Here is a 16,024-nt window from a genome sequence, read left to right as displayed (position 1 = left end):
AACGATAAGCGGCGGCACCCCTCGCTCGGGATGCCGCCGCTTTGCTTGAGACGGGTTAGACGGAGACGCTAGTCCTCGTTCTCCTCGGTGCTCTCGTCCTCTTCGTCATCGGCGGAGACGGGGCGGAAGACCGCGGTGTCGCCACCAATGATGCTGTCCTCGACGTAGCGTGCCTCATCATCGTGGGCCTTGCGGACGGCGGCGTCGAAGAGGTCGACGTCTTCCTCTTCGTTGAAGTACTTCTCGGCGTCATCAAGCTGGACCCTGCGGCCCGTGCGAAGGGCGACATACTCGTCGTTGTTCTCGTCATAGGCAAGACCGGCGCGCCTGAGGGCGTCGGGGAGCTCGACGTAGTCGAGGGTGTGCTGGCGCTTCGTGCGGGCGAACAGCGGCACGTACTCGAAGATGACGGAGGAGTTCTGGAGGCCATACCAGTGCGCGGGCGAGCCGCAGACGCGACGGATGATGTACTTCGCGTTGATGATGTTGCGGTCGAACGTCGAAATGTCGGCGGAGCTGGACGGCACCTTGCGTACGAGGCAGAAGCGGAAGTCGCCGACCGAGCTCTTCTTCTTGTAGATCGAGTACTTGTGGTGCTGCGGCGCGATCATGTTGTCCTGAACGAGCTTCTCGACGATCTGGTAGAGGTACTCGTTAACGCGCTGGTTCACGCGGAAGCCAAGGCGGATCTGCACCTTGAAGATGAAGTCGGTGCCAAAGGTGTTGACCGAGAACTCGTGGGTGTACGGCTCGTCGGTGACCTGGATGTTCAGGAAGAAGTAGGCGCGGGCGCGCTTCGGACGCTTATCCAGGATCGAGTAGAGGATGTCGCGGTCGAGCCTGTCGGGCGAGGAGTCGTTCGTGAGGAAGACGAGGTTGTCGGCGAGGTACGGGATCTCATCGTCCTGGCGGAGCTCGGCGAGCTGGTCGATGTACTGCTTGGTGGGCAGATAGACGCTCTGCGTGCGCTCGATGGCGGTGCCGCGGCGCCAGATGTACATGACGACGAAGATGAGGGCCGCGATGACGACGGTGACGTAGCCGCCATGCAGGAATTTCGTGAGGCTCGAGAAGAAGAAAGCCAGCTCGATGGCCATGAAGAAGAGGAGGAACGGCCAAGCGGCGACCTTGCGCTTGCGGACGCGCATGAGGTACGTGAACAGCAGCATCGTGGTCATCAGCATCGTGACGGTGATGGCCAGGCCGTAGGCGGCCTCCATGTGGGAGGAGCTGCGGAAGTACAGCACGACGCCGATGCAGGAGACCCACATGATGTTGTTGACCAGCGGGATGTAGATCTGGCCCTTGGTCTCGCTCGGGTAGGCGATGCGCATGTGCGGCATCAGGTTGAGGCGAATGGCCTCGGAGATGATCGAGTAGGAGCCGGTGATCAGGGCCTGAGACGCGATGATGGCGGCGAAGGTCGAGAGGACGACGGCGAAGACGCGGAGGTTCTCCGGAAGCATCTGGAAGAACGGGTTGAGCTCGTGCAGGCCGGCGAGCTCGGCATTGGTGTTGTTGGCAAGAATCCAGGCGCCCTGGCCGAGGTAGTTGAGAATGAGGCATGCCTTGACGAAGGGCCAGGAGGCGTAGATGTTGGCCTTGCCGACGTGGCCCATGTCGGAGTAGAGGGCCTCGGCGCCGGTCGTGCAGAGGAAGACATTGCCGAGGACCATGAGGCCGGCCTTGTTGAGGTTGCCGTCAAACAGGAACGTGATGCCGCGCAACGGGTTGAGCGCACGGAAGACGTTGAGATCCGCGCCGACGTTCACGAGGCCGACGATGCCAAGGTAGAGGAACCAGATGGTCATGATTGGGCCGAAGGCCTTGCCGATCATGGAGGTGCCGGCGCGCTGCATGGCGAACAGCACGCAGAGGATGGCGATGGTGATAAAGACGACGACGTTTTGGTTGTCGCCGATGATGCCGTGGAAGAACGGGATCGTACGGAGACCCTCGATGGCCGTGGTGACCGTCACCGCGGGGGTGAGGATGCCGTCCGCGAGCAGCGCGGCGCCGCCAACCATGGCGGGGATGATGAGCCACTTGGCGCAGCGCTTCACCAGGCTGTAGAGGGCGAAGATGCCGCCCTCGTTGTGGTTGTCTGCCTTCATGGCGACGAGCACGTACTTGACGGTAGTGATGAGGGTCATCGTCCAGATGACGAGGGACAGCGCGCCGATGACGACGTCCTGGCTCATCGTGGTGAGGCCGCCGTTGCCGCTCATGATCGCCTTGAGCGTGTACATCGGGCTCGTTCCGATGTCGCCGTAGACGACGCCAAGCGTAACGAGAATCATCGCCGCGGATAGCGGGATGCTGGCGGACTTTGCCGACGACCTCTTCTTTGTCGAGGGTTCGGCTGCGCGAGAAACGCCCATGTTCCTTGCTCTCCTTGTGACGGGGGCTCTTCGCCCCGGCCGCTCCTGTGCGCGTCCGGGCCACTATGGTCTTGTTTGTGGCCCATGGGGTCGCAAACTGGACGACGCAGATAAAACTGCCTGACCTCGGCGCGGGCGCTGAAGTCAAGCAGCTTAAGGTACCACTTTATGCGGTCTTTATGTGTGGAGGACGGCGGTCGGTGCCGCTCGCGCGGTCTTTAGTACCTTCCGCGGCCCGGACCGCGGCGGTCCGAGGGCGATGACGAGCGGCGGGGACCGTCGGAGTAGCGGCGCGGGCCGTCCGTGCCGCGGCGGTCGTCGCGCGAGAAGCGGTCGCCGCGCGGGCCGCGGTTATCTCGCGAATAGCGGTCGCCGCGCGGGTTGCGGTCGTCTCGCGAATAGCGGTCGTCTCGCGAATAGCGGTCGCCCCGCGGGCCGCAGTCGTCGCGCGAGAAGCGGTCGCCGCGCGGGCCGTGGTCATCTCGCGAATAGCGATCGTCACGCGTGCGTCGGCGGTCGTCCGGGCTACGGCGGTCGTCATGCATGCGGCGGTTGTCGCCCGAGCTACGGCGGTCACCTTGCGGGTAGCGGCGATCGCTCGAATCGCGACGAGGGCCGTTCTGCTCGCGGCGGAAGCTGGCCTGTTCGCGGCGCGCCTCCTCCGGCAGGTCGCTGGCGCCCTCGGGGCGCGGGGTCCTCTTCACGAGGTAGACGTGGTGGATCTTCGCGTTGCGGCTGAAGTCCTCCGGGATGGTGCCCTCCGTGACGTCCTCGATTTCGACGCCGTACCTCTCGAGCTTCTCGGCGTCGGGCGTGAATCCGCGCAGATTGCAGGAGAACAGGCAGACGCCGTCCGCGGTGAGCAGGCGAGAGACGCCGATGAGGAGCTCGGCGTGGTCTCGCTGCACATCGAAGAAGTCGCGGCCCATGCGCTTGGAGTTCGAGAAGGTTGGGGGATCGCAGAAGACGAGGTCCCAGCGGTTGCGCGTGCGGCGCTGCTCGCTGATCCAACGGACGACGTCGGCCTGGACGTACTCGTGCTCGTCCCCGGTGAAGCCGTTTCGCTCCATGTTGCGCTCGGCCCAGTCGAGGTAGGTGCGAGAGAGGTCAACCGTCGTCGTGTACTTCGCCCCGCCGTCCGCGGCGTAGCAGGTGGCGGTGCCGGTGTAGGCGAACAGGTTGAGGAAGCGCTTCGAGCCCTTGGTGCCCTTGGCGAGCTCGCGCACCTGGGCGCGCACATCGCGATGATCGAGGAAGAGGCCCGTGTCGAGGCGCTCGGCGAGGTTGACCTCGAAGATGAGGCCGCCCTCGTCTACGAGGTGGGAGCCGGGGGCAAGCGCGAGGCGCGAGCGACGGCCGGGACGGGTGTCAGCGCCTTCCTCCTGCTCGCTCGCGTACTGGGAGCCGCCCTTGGCGCGCTTGCGTACACGTAGGGTGACGTCGTTGGGGTCGACGCCAAGGACGCGCGGCGCGATGGCGAGGACGTCGAGTAGACGGCGATGTGCGAGGTCGAGGTCGATGCCCTTGGGTGCGGCGTACTCCTGGACGACGAGCCAGCGTCCGCCCTTGTCGCGGCCGCGCGAGGCCTCGCTCGCCTGGTAGAGGTCGATGGCGACGGCGTAGTCGGGGAGGTCTGCGTCGTAGACGCGGTAGCAGCTCACGTCTTCGCGCTTCGACCACTTGGCGCGGAGCTTCGCGACTTTCTGGAGGCGCGCCGCGAACTGATTGGACGCGGAGACGAGCACGGGGATGGTCGTGCCGTCCTTGAGGGTGACGGTGGCGCGCGGCGCGGGTGCCGCGAGCGCCTCGTTGTCGTCGCTGGTGGCGCGGGTCTCGTCCGTCTCGGTGTAGAGGCGAATCGTGGCCTCGTCGCGGCCGAGTAGCGTTGCGACGCTGTCTGCCGGCGCCATGCCGAGGGCGGCGTCGAGGCTGTCGCCCAGCACGAACGCGGCAAGCGGCGAGCCCGTGGGCAGGGAGTCCGCAAGGGTGGTGACGCAGCCGAGGGCGGAGACCTCGCGTGCGAGCTCTGCGGTACGGAGCCAGGAGAGGTCGCAAACGCCGAGCGTGGAGGAAGCGTCGGCGCCCGCGAGAACATCCGCGAGGGTATCGCGCGAGGTCAGCGTATCGAGAGAGACGTCGAGGCCCGCCGAGCGCAGGGCCGTGCGGGCGGCGGAGGCAGCGCCGGGGCGGTCGTCAAGCGAGATGAGACGAAGGGAACCGGCACGCTCGCCGCCCTTCTCGGCACGCTCGTCCGCTTCGTCGAGGAGGGCCTCCCAGGCTGCGGCGTCATGGCCCAGCCAGCGGTCGAAGCCCCAGCGGGAGCGAAGCAGGCCAGGGGCGCGGTCGAGCGCGGCACCGGCTGCTTCGACGAGGATGGTGCCCGAGCCGGCGTATGCGGTGGCGAGGGTGGGGGCGTCGTGGCGCAGGCAACGGTGCCAGGAGCCGGCGGCGAGCATCGCGGCCGCGTAGTCTGCGCGGAGGCCGCCGAGGCCGTCGTCCGCAGAGCGCCTGCCGAAGCCACGGTGGAAGAGTGGCTCGCCGGAGAGGTCGATGCCGAGGGTCACGCGCTCGCCGCGGACGCGTGCGATGATCGTGACGTCAGGGTGGCGGGCCTCGACGCTCGGGCGGCCGCCGAAGCGAGCCTGCATCCTGTCACAAACCGCGTCCTTGACGCGGAGGGCGACGAACTGGGTGTTCCTGAGCTGGTCGTTCACGCCGTGGGCATCGACGGCAAAGGTAGAGGATAGGGAAAGGTGGCTCTCCCAATCGATCGAGGAGGCTGCGTCATAGAGCTCGTCTGCATCGGCCGCGGCACCGTGGGAGAGGACGAGGACGACGCGCGAGGCGATGCGGCTCCAGAGACAGACGCGGTAGGCGTCGGCGAGGGCGCCGGAGAAGGCCACCTGGCCGTGGAGGGCGCGGACGCCCGTGGCTCCCAGGCTCGCGAGTTCGCCTGCGAGCAGGCGCTCGAAACCCTTGGGACAAGTTGCGAAGAACTCATGCGTGTCTGCCATGCGCATCACCTTTCGATCGGGTCACCATTTGCCCGTAAGGGGGCTGCTTGCCCCTCACATCTCCTGCCGAGGTTAACCCATATGGGCGTAAACGCGCGGCTCACCGGCCGTATACACAGAAAACGCCCCGCTCGAGCAAGGTGCTGAGCGGGGCGTTGGAAGGGAGTCGCGTGGATTGGGGCTCGAGCGCGCTGAGGCGCTTGAAGCTACAGGTCCATGGAGAGGTAGCGCTCGCCGGTGTCGGGGAGGATGGCGACGACGGTCTTGCCGGCAAACTCGGGGCGCTGGGCGACGGAGAGCGCGGCGAAGGCGGCGGCGCCGGAGGAGATGCCCACGAGGACGCCTGCCTTGGCGGCGAGCTCGGCTCGCTCGGCGATTGCGTCGGCCGAGGCGACAGGCAGGATCTCGTCGACGACCTCGCGCTTGAAGTTCTCAGGCTCGAAGCCGGCGCCGATGCCCTGGATCTTGTGGCCACCGGGCTTTCCGCCCGAGAGCACGGGGCTCTCTGCCGGCTCGACGGCGACGGCGTAGACGCCCGGCTTGTGCTCCTTCAGGAACTTGGAGGTGCCGGAGATGGTGCCGCCCGTGCCAACGCCGGCGACGATGGCGTCGACGGAGCCCTCAGTGTCGGCCCAAATCTCGGGACCGGTGGTCTCGTAGTGGGCGCGCGGGTTGGCGGGGTTGGTGAACTGGCCGGCGACGATGCTGTTGGGCGTGGAGGCGTGCAGCTCGTCAGCTTTGGCGATGGCGCCCTTCATGCCCTCGGCGCCGGGGGTGAGGACAATCTCCGCGCCGTAGGAGGCGGCCAGCTTGCGGCGCTCGATGGACATGGTCTTGGGCATGGTGAGGATCATTTTGTAGCCGCGGGCGGCCGCGAGCATGGCCAGGCCTACGCCGGTGTTGCCGCTTGTGGGCTCGATGACGGTGCCGCCTGCCTTGAGCTCGCCGGATGCCTCGGCTGCGTCAAGCATGTAACGGGCGACGCGGTCCTTCACAGAGCCGCCGGGGTTGGTCGCCTCGTACTTGCCGAGGACGCGGGTGCCCTTGGCCTGGGCATCAGCGGGGAGGAGCGAGGAGAGGTCAACGAGAGGGGTGGAGCCGATGAGTGCCTCGACATGGTTTGCGACGTGCATGAGAGCCTCCTTGTGGCTGCGGACGGAGCGCGGCTCCGACCAGACTGGCGGACGGGTTTTGCCGTCCATGGGTGAGAGGAGCGGGTTCTCCTCTTTGCCGAAGCGGGGGGGTGAGCGCGCGTCGCGCGGGACCTCCGCTTCGTTGGGGCAAGTATGGCACCAATAAACCAACTAATCCAGTAGGAATTTATGGTTTTTCATCAACTGGCAATGAGGAATTGTTTGGCGGGCGCGACGTGTCGTTGCGAACACGGCGTTCTCGCCAGTGTGGACATGGCGCCATATTGTTGTGTACACGGCGGCGTTGTCATTGCGGGCACGACGTCATGTTGTTGCGGACACAAAAAATAGTGTCCGATTCCGACGCATCTGTATGTTTTGCTACGCAACACACATATAGATGGTTTCTAAATTCAAACATGCAGCTAGCATAGCTCATGGTTAATCCGCTATTAAAAGCAAGGCCATCTCTCTTCCCGGCGTTGGAAAGTCTGACGGCACTATGGTGAAGGGCGTTGGGAGAACGATGAGAGCAGTTGACGGGTCGTGGCTCCATTCGGGTATGGTCGTAATAGCCGTCGTGGCTTATCGACCATTTGGCGGAAGGCATGGGAGGAAGCCCCGGAGTTGCTCGGCGGATGACGACGTCGCGACCATGCCCGACTCTCCTGACCTGCTCAAGTCTTATATCGCCGACTTACAATTTCGCCTCGATCTGGCGCGCGCCGCGAATATGCTGCTTAGGGAATGCCAGGGCTCCGAAGAAGACGAATAGGCGGACTGGCTTCTGCTGAGTACAATCTGCCCATTTTGAGCTGCCGTCGCGAAGCAAATGGCGCGCGAGTGTTGCACGCCACCGGCCTTAGTTCGCCTCGAGGGTGCCGATCAGGGCCTTGTGGTCCGTGCCGGCGATCTCGACGGTCTTGAGCGAGCTCACCGTGATGCCGGAATCCCTCGCATAGACGATGTGGTCGATCTCGATGAGCGACGGCACGATCTTGTTCGAGGGGTAGGTCATGTGGAAGCCTTCGCCGGACGCCTGGCTGGCGTCAGCGAACCGCGTGCCTAGAAGCGTGCGGAAGCGTGCGTGGTCCCAGGTTGAGTTGAAGTCACCCAAGATGAGGTAGGCGTGCCCATAGTCGGAAAGCGATCCGATTACGGAAAGCCCCTTGTCCCAAAGGTCCTCCGCCCCGCGGACGGGCGAGTTTGGGTGGACGCTCACGATGCGAACGGTGGCCGAGCCAATGACGATGTCTGCGGCGGGCATGGAGCTCGTCTCGATGGGCAGGAGATTGCGCGAGACGTTGCTCTGGGGTGCCGCCGTCCAGATGCCGTTACGGCCACCGTTGCTGATGGCGGATGCACCCTCGGAGACCACGTGATAGGGGAGTACCTCGTCGATTCCCGCCGCCGTGAGGTCTGCCACCATGCCGTCCGTGAGTTCCTGCAGACAGAGGACCTCGACGTGCTCGGCGCGGCAGACCTCGACGATCTGCTTGGCGCTCGCGGCTCCGTTCAGTGTGTTGACCGTCATGACGCGCGCATATGAGTCGTCCGTGGTGGCGCTCGTGGACACGGCGTATTCGGCGGCAGGGGAGACCCGCGTGCGGCCCGCGAAGTATCCGGCGTGCCACCAGCCGTTTATGGCGAGCGCGAAGACACAGACGACAAGGAGGAGGCGCCTTCTCGACAAGAGGGCGATCGCGAGGCAGATGATGGTTGGAATGAGGGCGAGCGGGACGAACGAGACCACTTCGGGGACAATCCGGCCGTTCGCGAGGTCCGTAGGCAGAACCCTTAGCGCCATGAGCGTGTAGACACCAAGCATGGCGAGCCAGAGCAATGCCGAGACGAGCAGGTGACGCGGGCGGTGGTGCCTCCGCGCGGGTCGACGAGCGGGCTTCGCCGCGCGCCTCGCCGCTCTTGCGGAGGTCTTATGCGGGAGGTAGGGCGCTTGCTGCGCGGGAGAGGGGATCGGCGCGCCGGATGCGACCCTCGCGCCCCCGTTCTCCAACGGTGCCGCGCCGTGCCTGTACCCGCTTGTGGAACTGCCCCGCGTCATGTACTGCCCTCCCCGTTGTCAGCATTCATGCTAGCTGAGGAGAGCCGGCAGCGACCATATCTGACGAAACCGCCGCATGGCTTGCAGCGATTGTGTCCTAAACGTGCGGGTCGGTAAACGGTTGCAAGATATTGCTCACATTGTGAAATACTGCGCACGCTGTGTAATAAAAGGAGCCTGGTGGCTCGATGACGCCGCCAACGCCAAGACCTCTGGAGGTTGCGTGCAAGACCTTCTCACTCAGGCTGCTGCCGCGCGCCGTCGCGCCAGAGCCGATAGGCGCTGCATTCGCTCTCGCTCCCAGCTTCGCGACGCTCTCGCTGCGGAGATTCAAGCCACGGGCGACCTGTCGCGCGTGACGGTTACCGCCGTCACCGAACGAGCGGGTCTCACGCGCCGCACGTTCTACTCGCACTTCCGCGACATCCCGGATCTTGTCGACGCCGTCGAGCGCGAGGCCCTTGATGACATAAGGGGCCTCGTCGAGAACATCTCGTCGTCGCACCTCGACGAGCTCACCGCCGCCCTCGCATCGCTCGAGGCCGCCCCCGGAACCGTCGAACTCCTGAGCTACTTCCGCGACAACGCCTCGCATCTCACGGCGCTTCTGGGCAAGGGTGGCGACCCCGCCTTCGTCGAGAAGATCAAGGATGTCTGCCGCGAGGCGGTCGTCTCTCGTGCCCTCGACGGCATCGACTCCCGAGCCCTCGGCCCGTTTTTCGACTACTACCTCGCTTTTGCGGTGTCTGCCGAGGCCGGCGTCCTTACGCGCTGGCTTACGGGTGGCATGCGAGAGGATGTCCGCACGATGGCGCTGATCATGACCTCGCTCATGTTTGTCCGCCCGGGCGACCTCTATGGCAAGTCCATTGACTTCAACGTGCCAGCCTATGCGCTGGCCCTCATGCAACTCAAGAACAATGCGGAGCGCGGGGGCGCTTTCGCGGAGGAAAAGGAGCCCATCCATGACTAACAATCCCGCAGCATCCAATGCGGCGCAGGCCAAGTTGGCCCGCGGCATCGAGCTGGTTGAGGATGGGGCCGAGCTGCGCCCCGCCAACACCACGGACTTCTCGCGCGCCAACCTGCGCCTGGGCATCGATGTGGGCTCCACCACGGTCAAGCTCGCCGTCATCAACGACGCGGACCGCATCGTCTATGCAAATTACCAGCGCCACCACACCGACATCCGTGCCACGGCAAAGGAACTCTTCGAGAAGGCCCGCGCCGTGCTCGGCAACGCCTCCATGCGCGTCTCCATCACCGGTTCTGGCGGCCTCCTGCTCGCCAAGTGGCTTGACCTCGAGTTTGTCCAGGAGGTCATTGCGAGCAAGCGCGCCGTCGAGACCCTCATTCCGGAGACTGACGTCGCCATCGAGCTCGGTGGCGAGGACGCCAAGATCATCTACTTCGATAACGGCATCGAGCAGCGCATGAACGGCACCTGCGCGGGCGGCACGGGCGCGTTCATCGACCAGATGGCGAGCCTGCTGCACACCGACGCCGGCGGGCTCAACGAGCTCGCGAAGCAGGCGACCCATATCTACCCGATCGCCAGCCGCTGCGGCGTCTTCGCGAAGTCCGATGTCCAGCCGCTGCTCAACGAGGGCGCGGCTCCCGCGGACGTCGCCGCCTCGATCTTCCAGGCCGTTGCCAACCAGACGGTCTCCGGCCTTGCATGCGGTCATCCCATTCGCGGCCACGTCGCCTTCCTCGGTGGTCCGCTCCAGTACCTCTCCGAGCTGCGCCATCGCTTCTACGAGACGCTCTCGCTCGACGAGGAGCACCGCATCGTCCCGACCAACGCCCATCTGTTCGTGGCCACCGGCGCCGCCCTTGCCGGCGAGTCCGACAAGCGCGTGACCTTCGCTGAGGTCATCGACGCCCTCGAGAACCTTGGTGACATGCAGGGTAGCGAGGTCCAGCGCCTCGACCCGCTCTTCGCCAATGACGAGGAACTCGCCGAGTTCCACGCCCGCCATGACGCGCAGGTGGTCCCCAAGGGCGACCTCGCCACGTATCGGGGCCGCGTCTTTATCGGCATCGACGCCGGCTCCACCACGATGAAGGCCGCCGTCGTGGGCGAGGACGGCGAGCTGCTCTACACCTGGTACGGCAACAACCGTGGTGACGTTCTGGGCACCGCTCGCGTCATCATGGATGACATCTACGACAAGCTCCCCGAGGGTTGCACCGTCGGTCACGTCACCACGACGGGCTACGGCGAGGCCCTGCTCATCGAGGCCCTCGGCGCCGACTCGGGCGAGATCGAGACTGTCGCTCACCTTCGCGGCGCCAAGGCCTTCGTCCCCGACGTCGAGTTCATCCTCGACATCGGCGGCCAGGACATGAAGTGCCTGCGCGTGCACAATGGCATCATCGAGCACATCATGCTCAACGAGGCGTGCTCCTCGGGCTGCGGCAGCTTCATCGAGAGCTTCGCGGATTCGATGGGCCTCTCCGTCCAGGACTTCGCGCACGCCGCCATGGGTGCCGAGAAGCCCGTTGACCTTGGCAGCCGCTGCACCGTCTTCATGAACTCGCGCGTGAAGCAGGCCCAGAAGGAGGGCGCGACCGTTGGCGACATCGCGGCCGGCCTCTCCTACTCGGTCATCAAGAACGCGCTGTTCAAGGTCATCAAGATGCGCGACCCGGAGGAGATCGGCAAGTATGTCGTCGTCCAGGGCGGCACCTTCATGAGCGATGCGACGCTGCGCGCGTTCGAGAAGCTTACCGGTCGCGAGGCGATTCGCCCGGATATTGCCGGCTGCATGGGCTGCTATGGCGCCGCCCTGCTCGCCCGCGACCGTGCCGGCAAGGACGGCACCTCGACCCTGCTCAGCCGCGAGCAGATTGACAACCTCCAGGTGAAGCAGACCAAGGCCCACTGTGGCCGTTGCTCCAACAACTGCCTGCTCACGATCAACAACTTCGGCAACGGCCGCAAGTTCATTACGGGCAATCGCTGCGAGAAGGGCTCTGGCGGCAAGCGTGCCAAGGCGCTCGCCCCCAACCTCTTCGCCTTCAAGAACAAGCTGTTGTTCGATCGTCCGGTGCTCGACCCCAAGACCGCGCCGCACGGCACCGTGGGTATCCCGCGCGCCCTCAACATGTACGAGAACTACCCCTTCTGGCACGCGTTCTTCACGGAGCTGGGCTTCTCGGTCGTGCTGTCTGACCAGTCGAACAAGAAGACCTACGAGGCGGGTATCGAGTCGATGCCGTCCGAATCCGTCTGCTATCCGGCGAAGCTTAGCCACGGTCACATCATGAACCTGCTCGAGAAGGACCCGGACTTTATCTGGATGCCCTGCATCCGTTGGGAGCGCAAGGAAGACGAGACGGCGGGCAACCACTACAACTGCCCGATCGTCATGAGCTACCCGCAGGCGCTCGGTCTGAACGTCGACGAGCTCGCCGCGCCCCAGGTCGAGTTCCTCGACGCGTTCATCCCGTATGACGACAAAAAGGAGCTCAAGCGCCGCCTCTACGAGCTCATCTCGGTCCAGCGCGAGAAGGACGCAGCCAATGGCCGCGGCCGCTTCCGTGGTGAGCACATCACCCGTGCCGAGGTTGACCGCGCCGTGAACGATGCCTGGGAGGCAGACCTCGAGTTCAAGGAGACCATGCGCCGCAAGGGCGACGAGACCCTCGAGTGGATGGAGACCAACGACGTCCACGGCATCGTGCTCGCGGGCCGTCCCTACCACAACGACCCCGAGATCAACCACGCCATCCCCGAGCTCGTGAACAGCTTCGGCTTCGCGGTCCTCACCGAGGACTCCGTCGCTCACAAGATGCGTCCCGAGCGCCCGATCCGCGTCGTCGACCAGTGGATGTACCACAGCCGCCTCTACCGTGCCGCGCGCTTCGTCGCCAGCAGGAACGACCTCGACCTCATCCAGCTCAACAGCTTCGGCTGCGGCCTCGACGCCCTCACGACGGACCAGGTCCAGGAGATCCTCGAGGCGTCCGGCAAGATCTACACCACCCTCAAGATCGACGAGGTCTCGAACCTCGGCGCGGTGCGCATCCGTATCCGCTCGCTGATGGCGGCCCTCGTCGAGCAGCGTGAGGAACTCGAGCGCGAGGCTGCCGCGGGCGAGCTCGTGGCGGCGGGCCCCGTGGACGTCCACCGCGCGAACGGCTCGCTGGAGCGCGCCAAGCCGCTGGGGGTTCGCGAGGATGGCAAGGCTGCGCTGCCCGTATGGCGCGAGGCGAAGAGCGCTGCCGTTCACAAGGTGCGCTACACCAAGGAGATGCAGGACAGCGGCTACACGCTGCTGTGCCCGCAGATGTCGCCCATCCACTTCGAGCTCGTCGAGCAGCTGCTCAAGAAGAACGGCTATAACGCCGTGCTGCTGCCTTCCGTCGACCACGGTGCGGTCGAGGCGGGCCTCAAGTACGTCAACAACGACATCTGCTACCCGTCCATCCTGGTCACGGGCCAGATCATGGAGGCCATCGAGAGCGGCAAGTATGACCTCTCGCGCACGGCCGTCATGATCTCCCAGACTGGCGGCGGCTGTCGTGCCACGAACTACATCGCCCTCATTCGCAAGGCCCTGCGCGACGCCGGCCACCCTGAGGTTCCCGTGGTCTCGCTTACCGCGGCGAAGGGCCTTGACGAGGACAACCCCGGCTTTAACATCTTCAAGCCCGAGATCCTCGTTCACGCCGTCTATGCCCTGCTCTATGGCGACCTGCTCATGCAGGTGCTCTATCGCGTGCGTCCCTACGAGGCCGAGCCCGGCTCTGCCGACGCGCTGTATTACCAGTTCATGGCTCGCGCCAAGGATGAGGTGACCAGCTGCGGCCAGCATGCGTTCCTGAAGCTGTGCCAGGACACGGTCGACGCGTTCGAGACGCTGCCCGTCGTGGCCGATCGCTCCAAGCCGCGCGTGGGCGTCGTGGGCGAGATCCTCGTCAAGTTCCACCCGACGGCTAACAACCAGGTCGTCAAGGTCATCGAGCAGGAGGGGTGCGAGGCGGTCGTGCCCGGCCTCGTTGACTTCTTCCTCTTTGGCATGACGAGCCCGAAGAACATGAAGGGCGAGCTGGGCACCAAGCTCAGCAAGCGCCTCACGCACCAGGCCGGCATCAAGCTCATCGAGTCGATGCGCGAGCCCATCAACCGCATGCTCGAGAAGTCGACCCGCTTCGAGCCGTATCCGGACATCTACGAGCTCGCCGCCAAGGCGAAGCAGGTGCTGTCGCTGTGCAACACGATGGGCGAGGGCTGGCTCCTCACGGCCGAGATGTGCGACCTCATCGAGTGCGGCACGCCCAACATCGTGTGCTGCTCGCCGTTCGCATGCCTGCCCAACCACGTCGTGGGCAAGTCCGTCATCAAGCGCCTGCGCGAGATGCACCCCGAGAGCAACATCGTCGCCGTCGACTACGACCCCGGCGCGTCCGAGGTCAACCAGCTCAACCGCATCAAGCTCATGATCAGCGTGGCCAAGGAGAACTTCCGCGCCGCTCGTGCGACGGCGGCGGAGATGGGCGGCGCTGCGGAGAACGTGGCCGAGTTCCGCCTCGAGAATCCCGTTGATCCCACCACGAATGTCGTGGCTCCCTATGTGGAGGAGGGAGAGCGGGATCGTGTCGAGGATGCCGCTTGCGGGCTTGGCGCCAATACCGCCGACGATTCCGGCGTCCTTCCGCTGAGCCGCATGCAGCTTGACCGCATCGAGGCCGCCAAGGCCCGCGCTGCAGAGCGCGCTGCTGCCGCCGACGCGAATGAGCCCGCTCCTGTCGATGGCCCCGAGGTTGGCGCGGAGGATGCCGACGGATTCGAGGAGGGTGCTGGCGTGGCAGACGCTCCCAAGATGTCTGATGCGTCACAGAATGAAACGGAAGCGAACGAATCCTAGCTCGCTCGATTACCATAGAGCCCTAAGAGATTGACGGGCGGCCCGATCGCGCAAACGGGTGCGGTCGGGCCGCCTCTTACGTAGGGGGGATACGTGATGGACGAGAACAACGAGAGCAAGGTCGCGCAGCCTGCCGCGGAGCCCAAGCCCCTGTGGGGCGGGCGCTTCTCCGCCGCGCCGACGGGTGAGCTCGAGAGGTTCGGAGCGTCGCTCCCGTTCGACAAGCGCATGTGGAAGCAGGACATCCGCGGCTCCAAGGCCCATGCCGCCATGCTCGCGCACCAGGGCGTGATCTCGGCGGAGGACGCGGAGGCAATTCGTGCCGGCCTTGACGAGATTGCCGGCGAGATCGAGCGTGGCGAGTTCACGTTCGACGTTGACCGTGACGAGGACATCCACATGGCCATCGAGCGCGTGCTCACCGAGCGCATCGGCCCTGCCGGCGGCCGTCTCCACACCGGTCGCTCTCGCAATGACCAGACCGCTGTCGACACGCACATGATCGCTCGTGACCTCGCTGACGAGCTGCTTGGCTCGCTTGAGGGAATCCAGCAGGTGCTGCTCGATCGTGCCGAGGAGCAGTTTGGCGTCGTGATGCCTGGCTACACGCACATGCAGCCGGCGCAGCCGGTGCTCCTCTCGCACCACCTGCTCGCCTACTTCTGGATGTTCTCCCGCGACCACAAGCGCGTCGCCGACGCCCGGGCCGCTGCCAACAAGTGCCCGCTCGGCGCCGCCGCGCTCGCCGGCACCACCTATCCGCTCGATCGCGCAATGACGGCTTCCGAGCTCGGCTTTGACGAGCCAGTCGCCAACTCGATGGACGCCGTCAGCGACCGCGACTACCTGCTCGACCTCATCTACGCCTGCAGTGTCTGCCAGATCCACCTCTCTCGCCTCTGCGAGGAGCTCGTCTGGTGGAGCTCGGCGGAGTTTGGCTTCGTGGAGATGGACGACGCCCACTCCACTGGCTCCTCGATCATGCCCCAGAAGAAGAACCCGGACTTCGCAGAGCTCGTTCGTGGCAAGTCCGGTCGCGTCGTGGGCGACCTCATGAGCCTGCTCGTCACCGTGAAGGGCACGCCGCTTACTTACGATAAGGATCTCCAGGAGGACAAGGAGCCGCTCTTCGATGCGGCTGATACCGTCCTGGGTTCGCTTATGGCCTGCACGGGCATGCTTGCCACCTGCACCTTCAAGGCCGACCGTATGCGCGAGGCCTCGCACGAGGGTTACATGGCCGCGACGGACCTTGCGGACTACCTCGTGGGCAAGGGCCTGCCGTTCCGCCAGGCTCATGCCGTGGTGGGTCGCATCGTGGGTGATTGCGTGCGCGAGGGTGTGACCCTGCAGCAGCTCACCACCGATGAGCTCCGTAGCTACTCCGAGCTCTTCGATGACGGCGCTCACGAGGCGCTCGACATCGACAACATCGTGCGCCGTCGCACGACGCTCGGTGGCACTGGCCACGACGCCGTGCGCGCGCAGCTTGCCCAGGCTCGTGACGTGCTCGCCGCCGAGACGGCGTAGGTCGCTGCCGACCCCGCGCCGGGCTTTG

7 protein-coding genes are annotated in these 16,024 nt (G+C 65.2%); 3 read left to right on the top strand and 4 right to left on the bottom strand.

Going from position 1 to position 16,024, the window contains the following annotated elements:
- Positions 1-68 precede the first annotated feature (68 nt).
- The 4 genes from Q0H23_RS03710 to Q0H23_RS03695 all read right to left on the bottom strand — a co-directional run bounded on the left by Q0H23_RS03710 (position 69) and on the right by Q0H23_RS03695 (position 8,356).
- A complete protein-coding gene (locus Q0H23_RS03710) occupies positions 69-2,381 on the bottom strand; it encodes a KUP/HAK/KT family potassium transporter (protein WP_293835819.1) in 2,313 nt (770 codons plus the stop codon).
- Between the two features lie 218 nt (positions 2,382-2,599).
- Positions 2,600-5,395, bottom strand: a complete 2,796-nt coding sequence (rlmKL, locus tag Q0H23_RS03705) for a bifunctional 23S rRNA (guanine(2069)-N(7))-methyltransferase RlmK/23S rRNA (guanine(2445)-N(2))-methyltransferase RlmL (protein ID WP_366509938.1) — start codon at positions 5,393-5,395, stop codon at positions 2,600-2,602.
- Between the two features lie 206 nt (positions 5,396-5,601).
- Entirely contained in the window at positions 5,602-6,528 is a 927-nt protein-coding gene (gene cysK / locus Q0H23_RS03700; RefSeq protein WP_293835817.1) for a cysteine synthase A, read from the bottom strand.
- An 862-nt stretch (positions 6,529-7,390) separates the two neighbouring features.
- On the bottom strand, positions 7,391-8,356 hold the full coding sequence (locus tag Q0H23_RS03695; protein ID WP_293835814.1) for an endonuclease/exonuclease/phosphatase family protein: 966 nt from the start codon (positions 8,354-8,356) through the stop codon (positions 7,391-7,393).
- Between the two features lie 457 nt (positions 8,357-8,813).
- Between Q0H23_RS03695 and Q0H23_RS03690 the strand changes: the two genes are divergently transcribed.
- The 3 genes from Q0H23_RS03690 to argH all read left to right on the top strand — a co-directional run bounded on the left by Q0H23_RS03690 (position 8,814) and on the right by argH (position 15,996).
- Positions 8,814-9,563 carry a TetR/AcrR family transcriptional regulator gene (locus tag Q0H23_RS03690; protein WP_293815092.1) on the top strand — a complete coding sequence of 250 codons (750 nt, stop codon included), beginning with the start codon at positions 8,814-8,816 and terminating at the stop codon, positions 9,561-9,563.
- The gene (locus tag Q0H23_RS03685) at positions 9,556-14,466 is read left to right on the top strand and encodes a 2-hydroxyacyl-CoA dehydratase (protein WP_293835812.1); all 4,911 of its coding nucleotides are present in this window, start codon (positions 9,556-9,558) and stop codon (positions 14,464-14,466) included. The genes Q0H23_RS03690 and Q0H23_RS03685 overlap by 8 nt, the downstream gene beginning before the upstream one ends.
- A gap of 96 nt (positions 14,467-14,562) precedes the next feature.
- The gene (argH, locus tag Q0H23_RS03680) at positions 14,563-15,996 is read left to right on the top strand and encodes an argininosuccinate lyase (RefSeq protein WP_293835810.1); all 1,434 of its coding nucleotides are present in this window, start codon (positions 14,563-14,565) and stop codon (positions 15,994-15,996) included.
- The last annotated feature ends 28 nt before the right edge of the window (positions 15,997-16,024 follow it).

It is taken from the genome of uncultured Parolsenella sp. (genome assembly GCF_934660935.1).
GTDB lineage: Bacteria > Actinomycetota > Coriobacteriia > Coriobacteriales > Atopobiaceae > Parolsenella.
The sequence above is the reverse complement of the archived record's forward strand: the minus strand, read 5'-3'. Positions and strand labels throughout refer to the sequence as shown.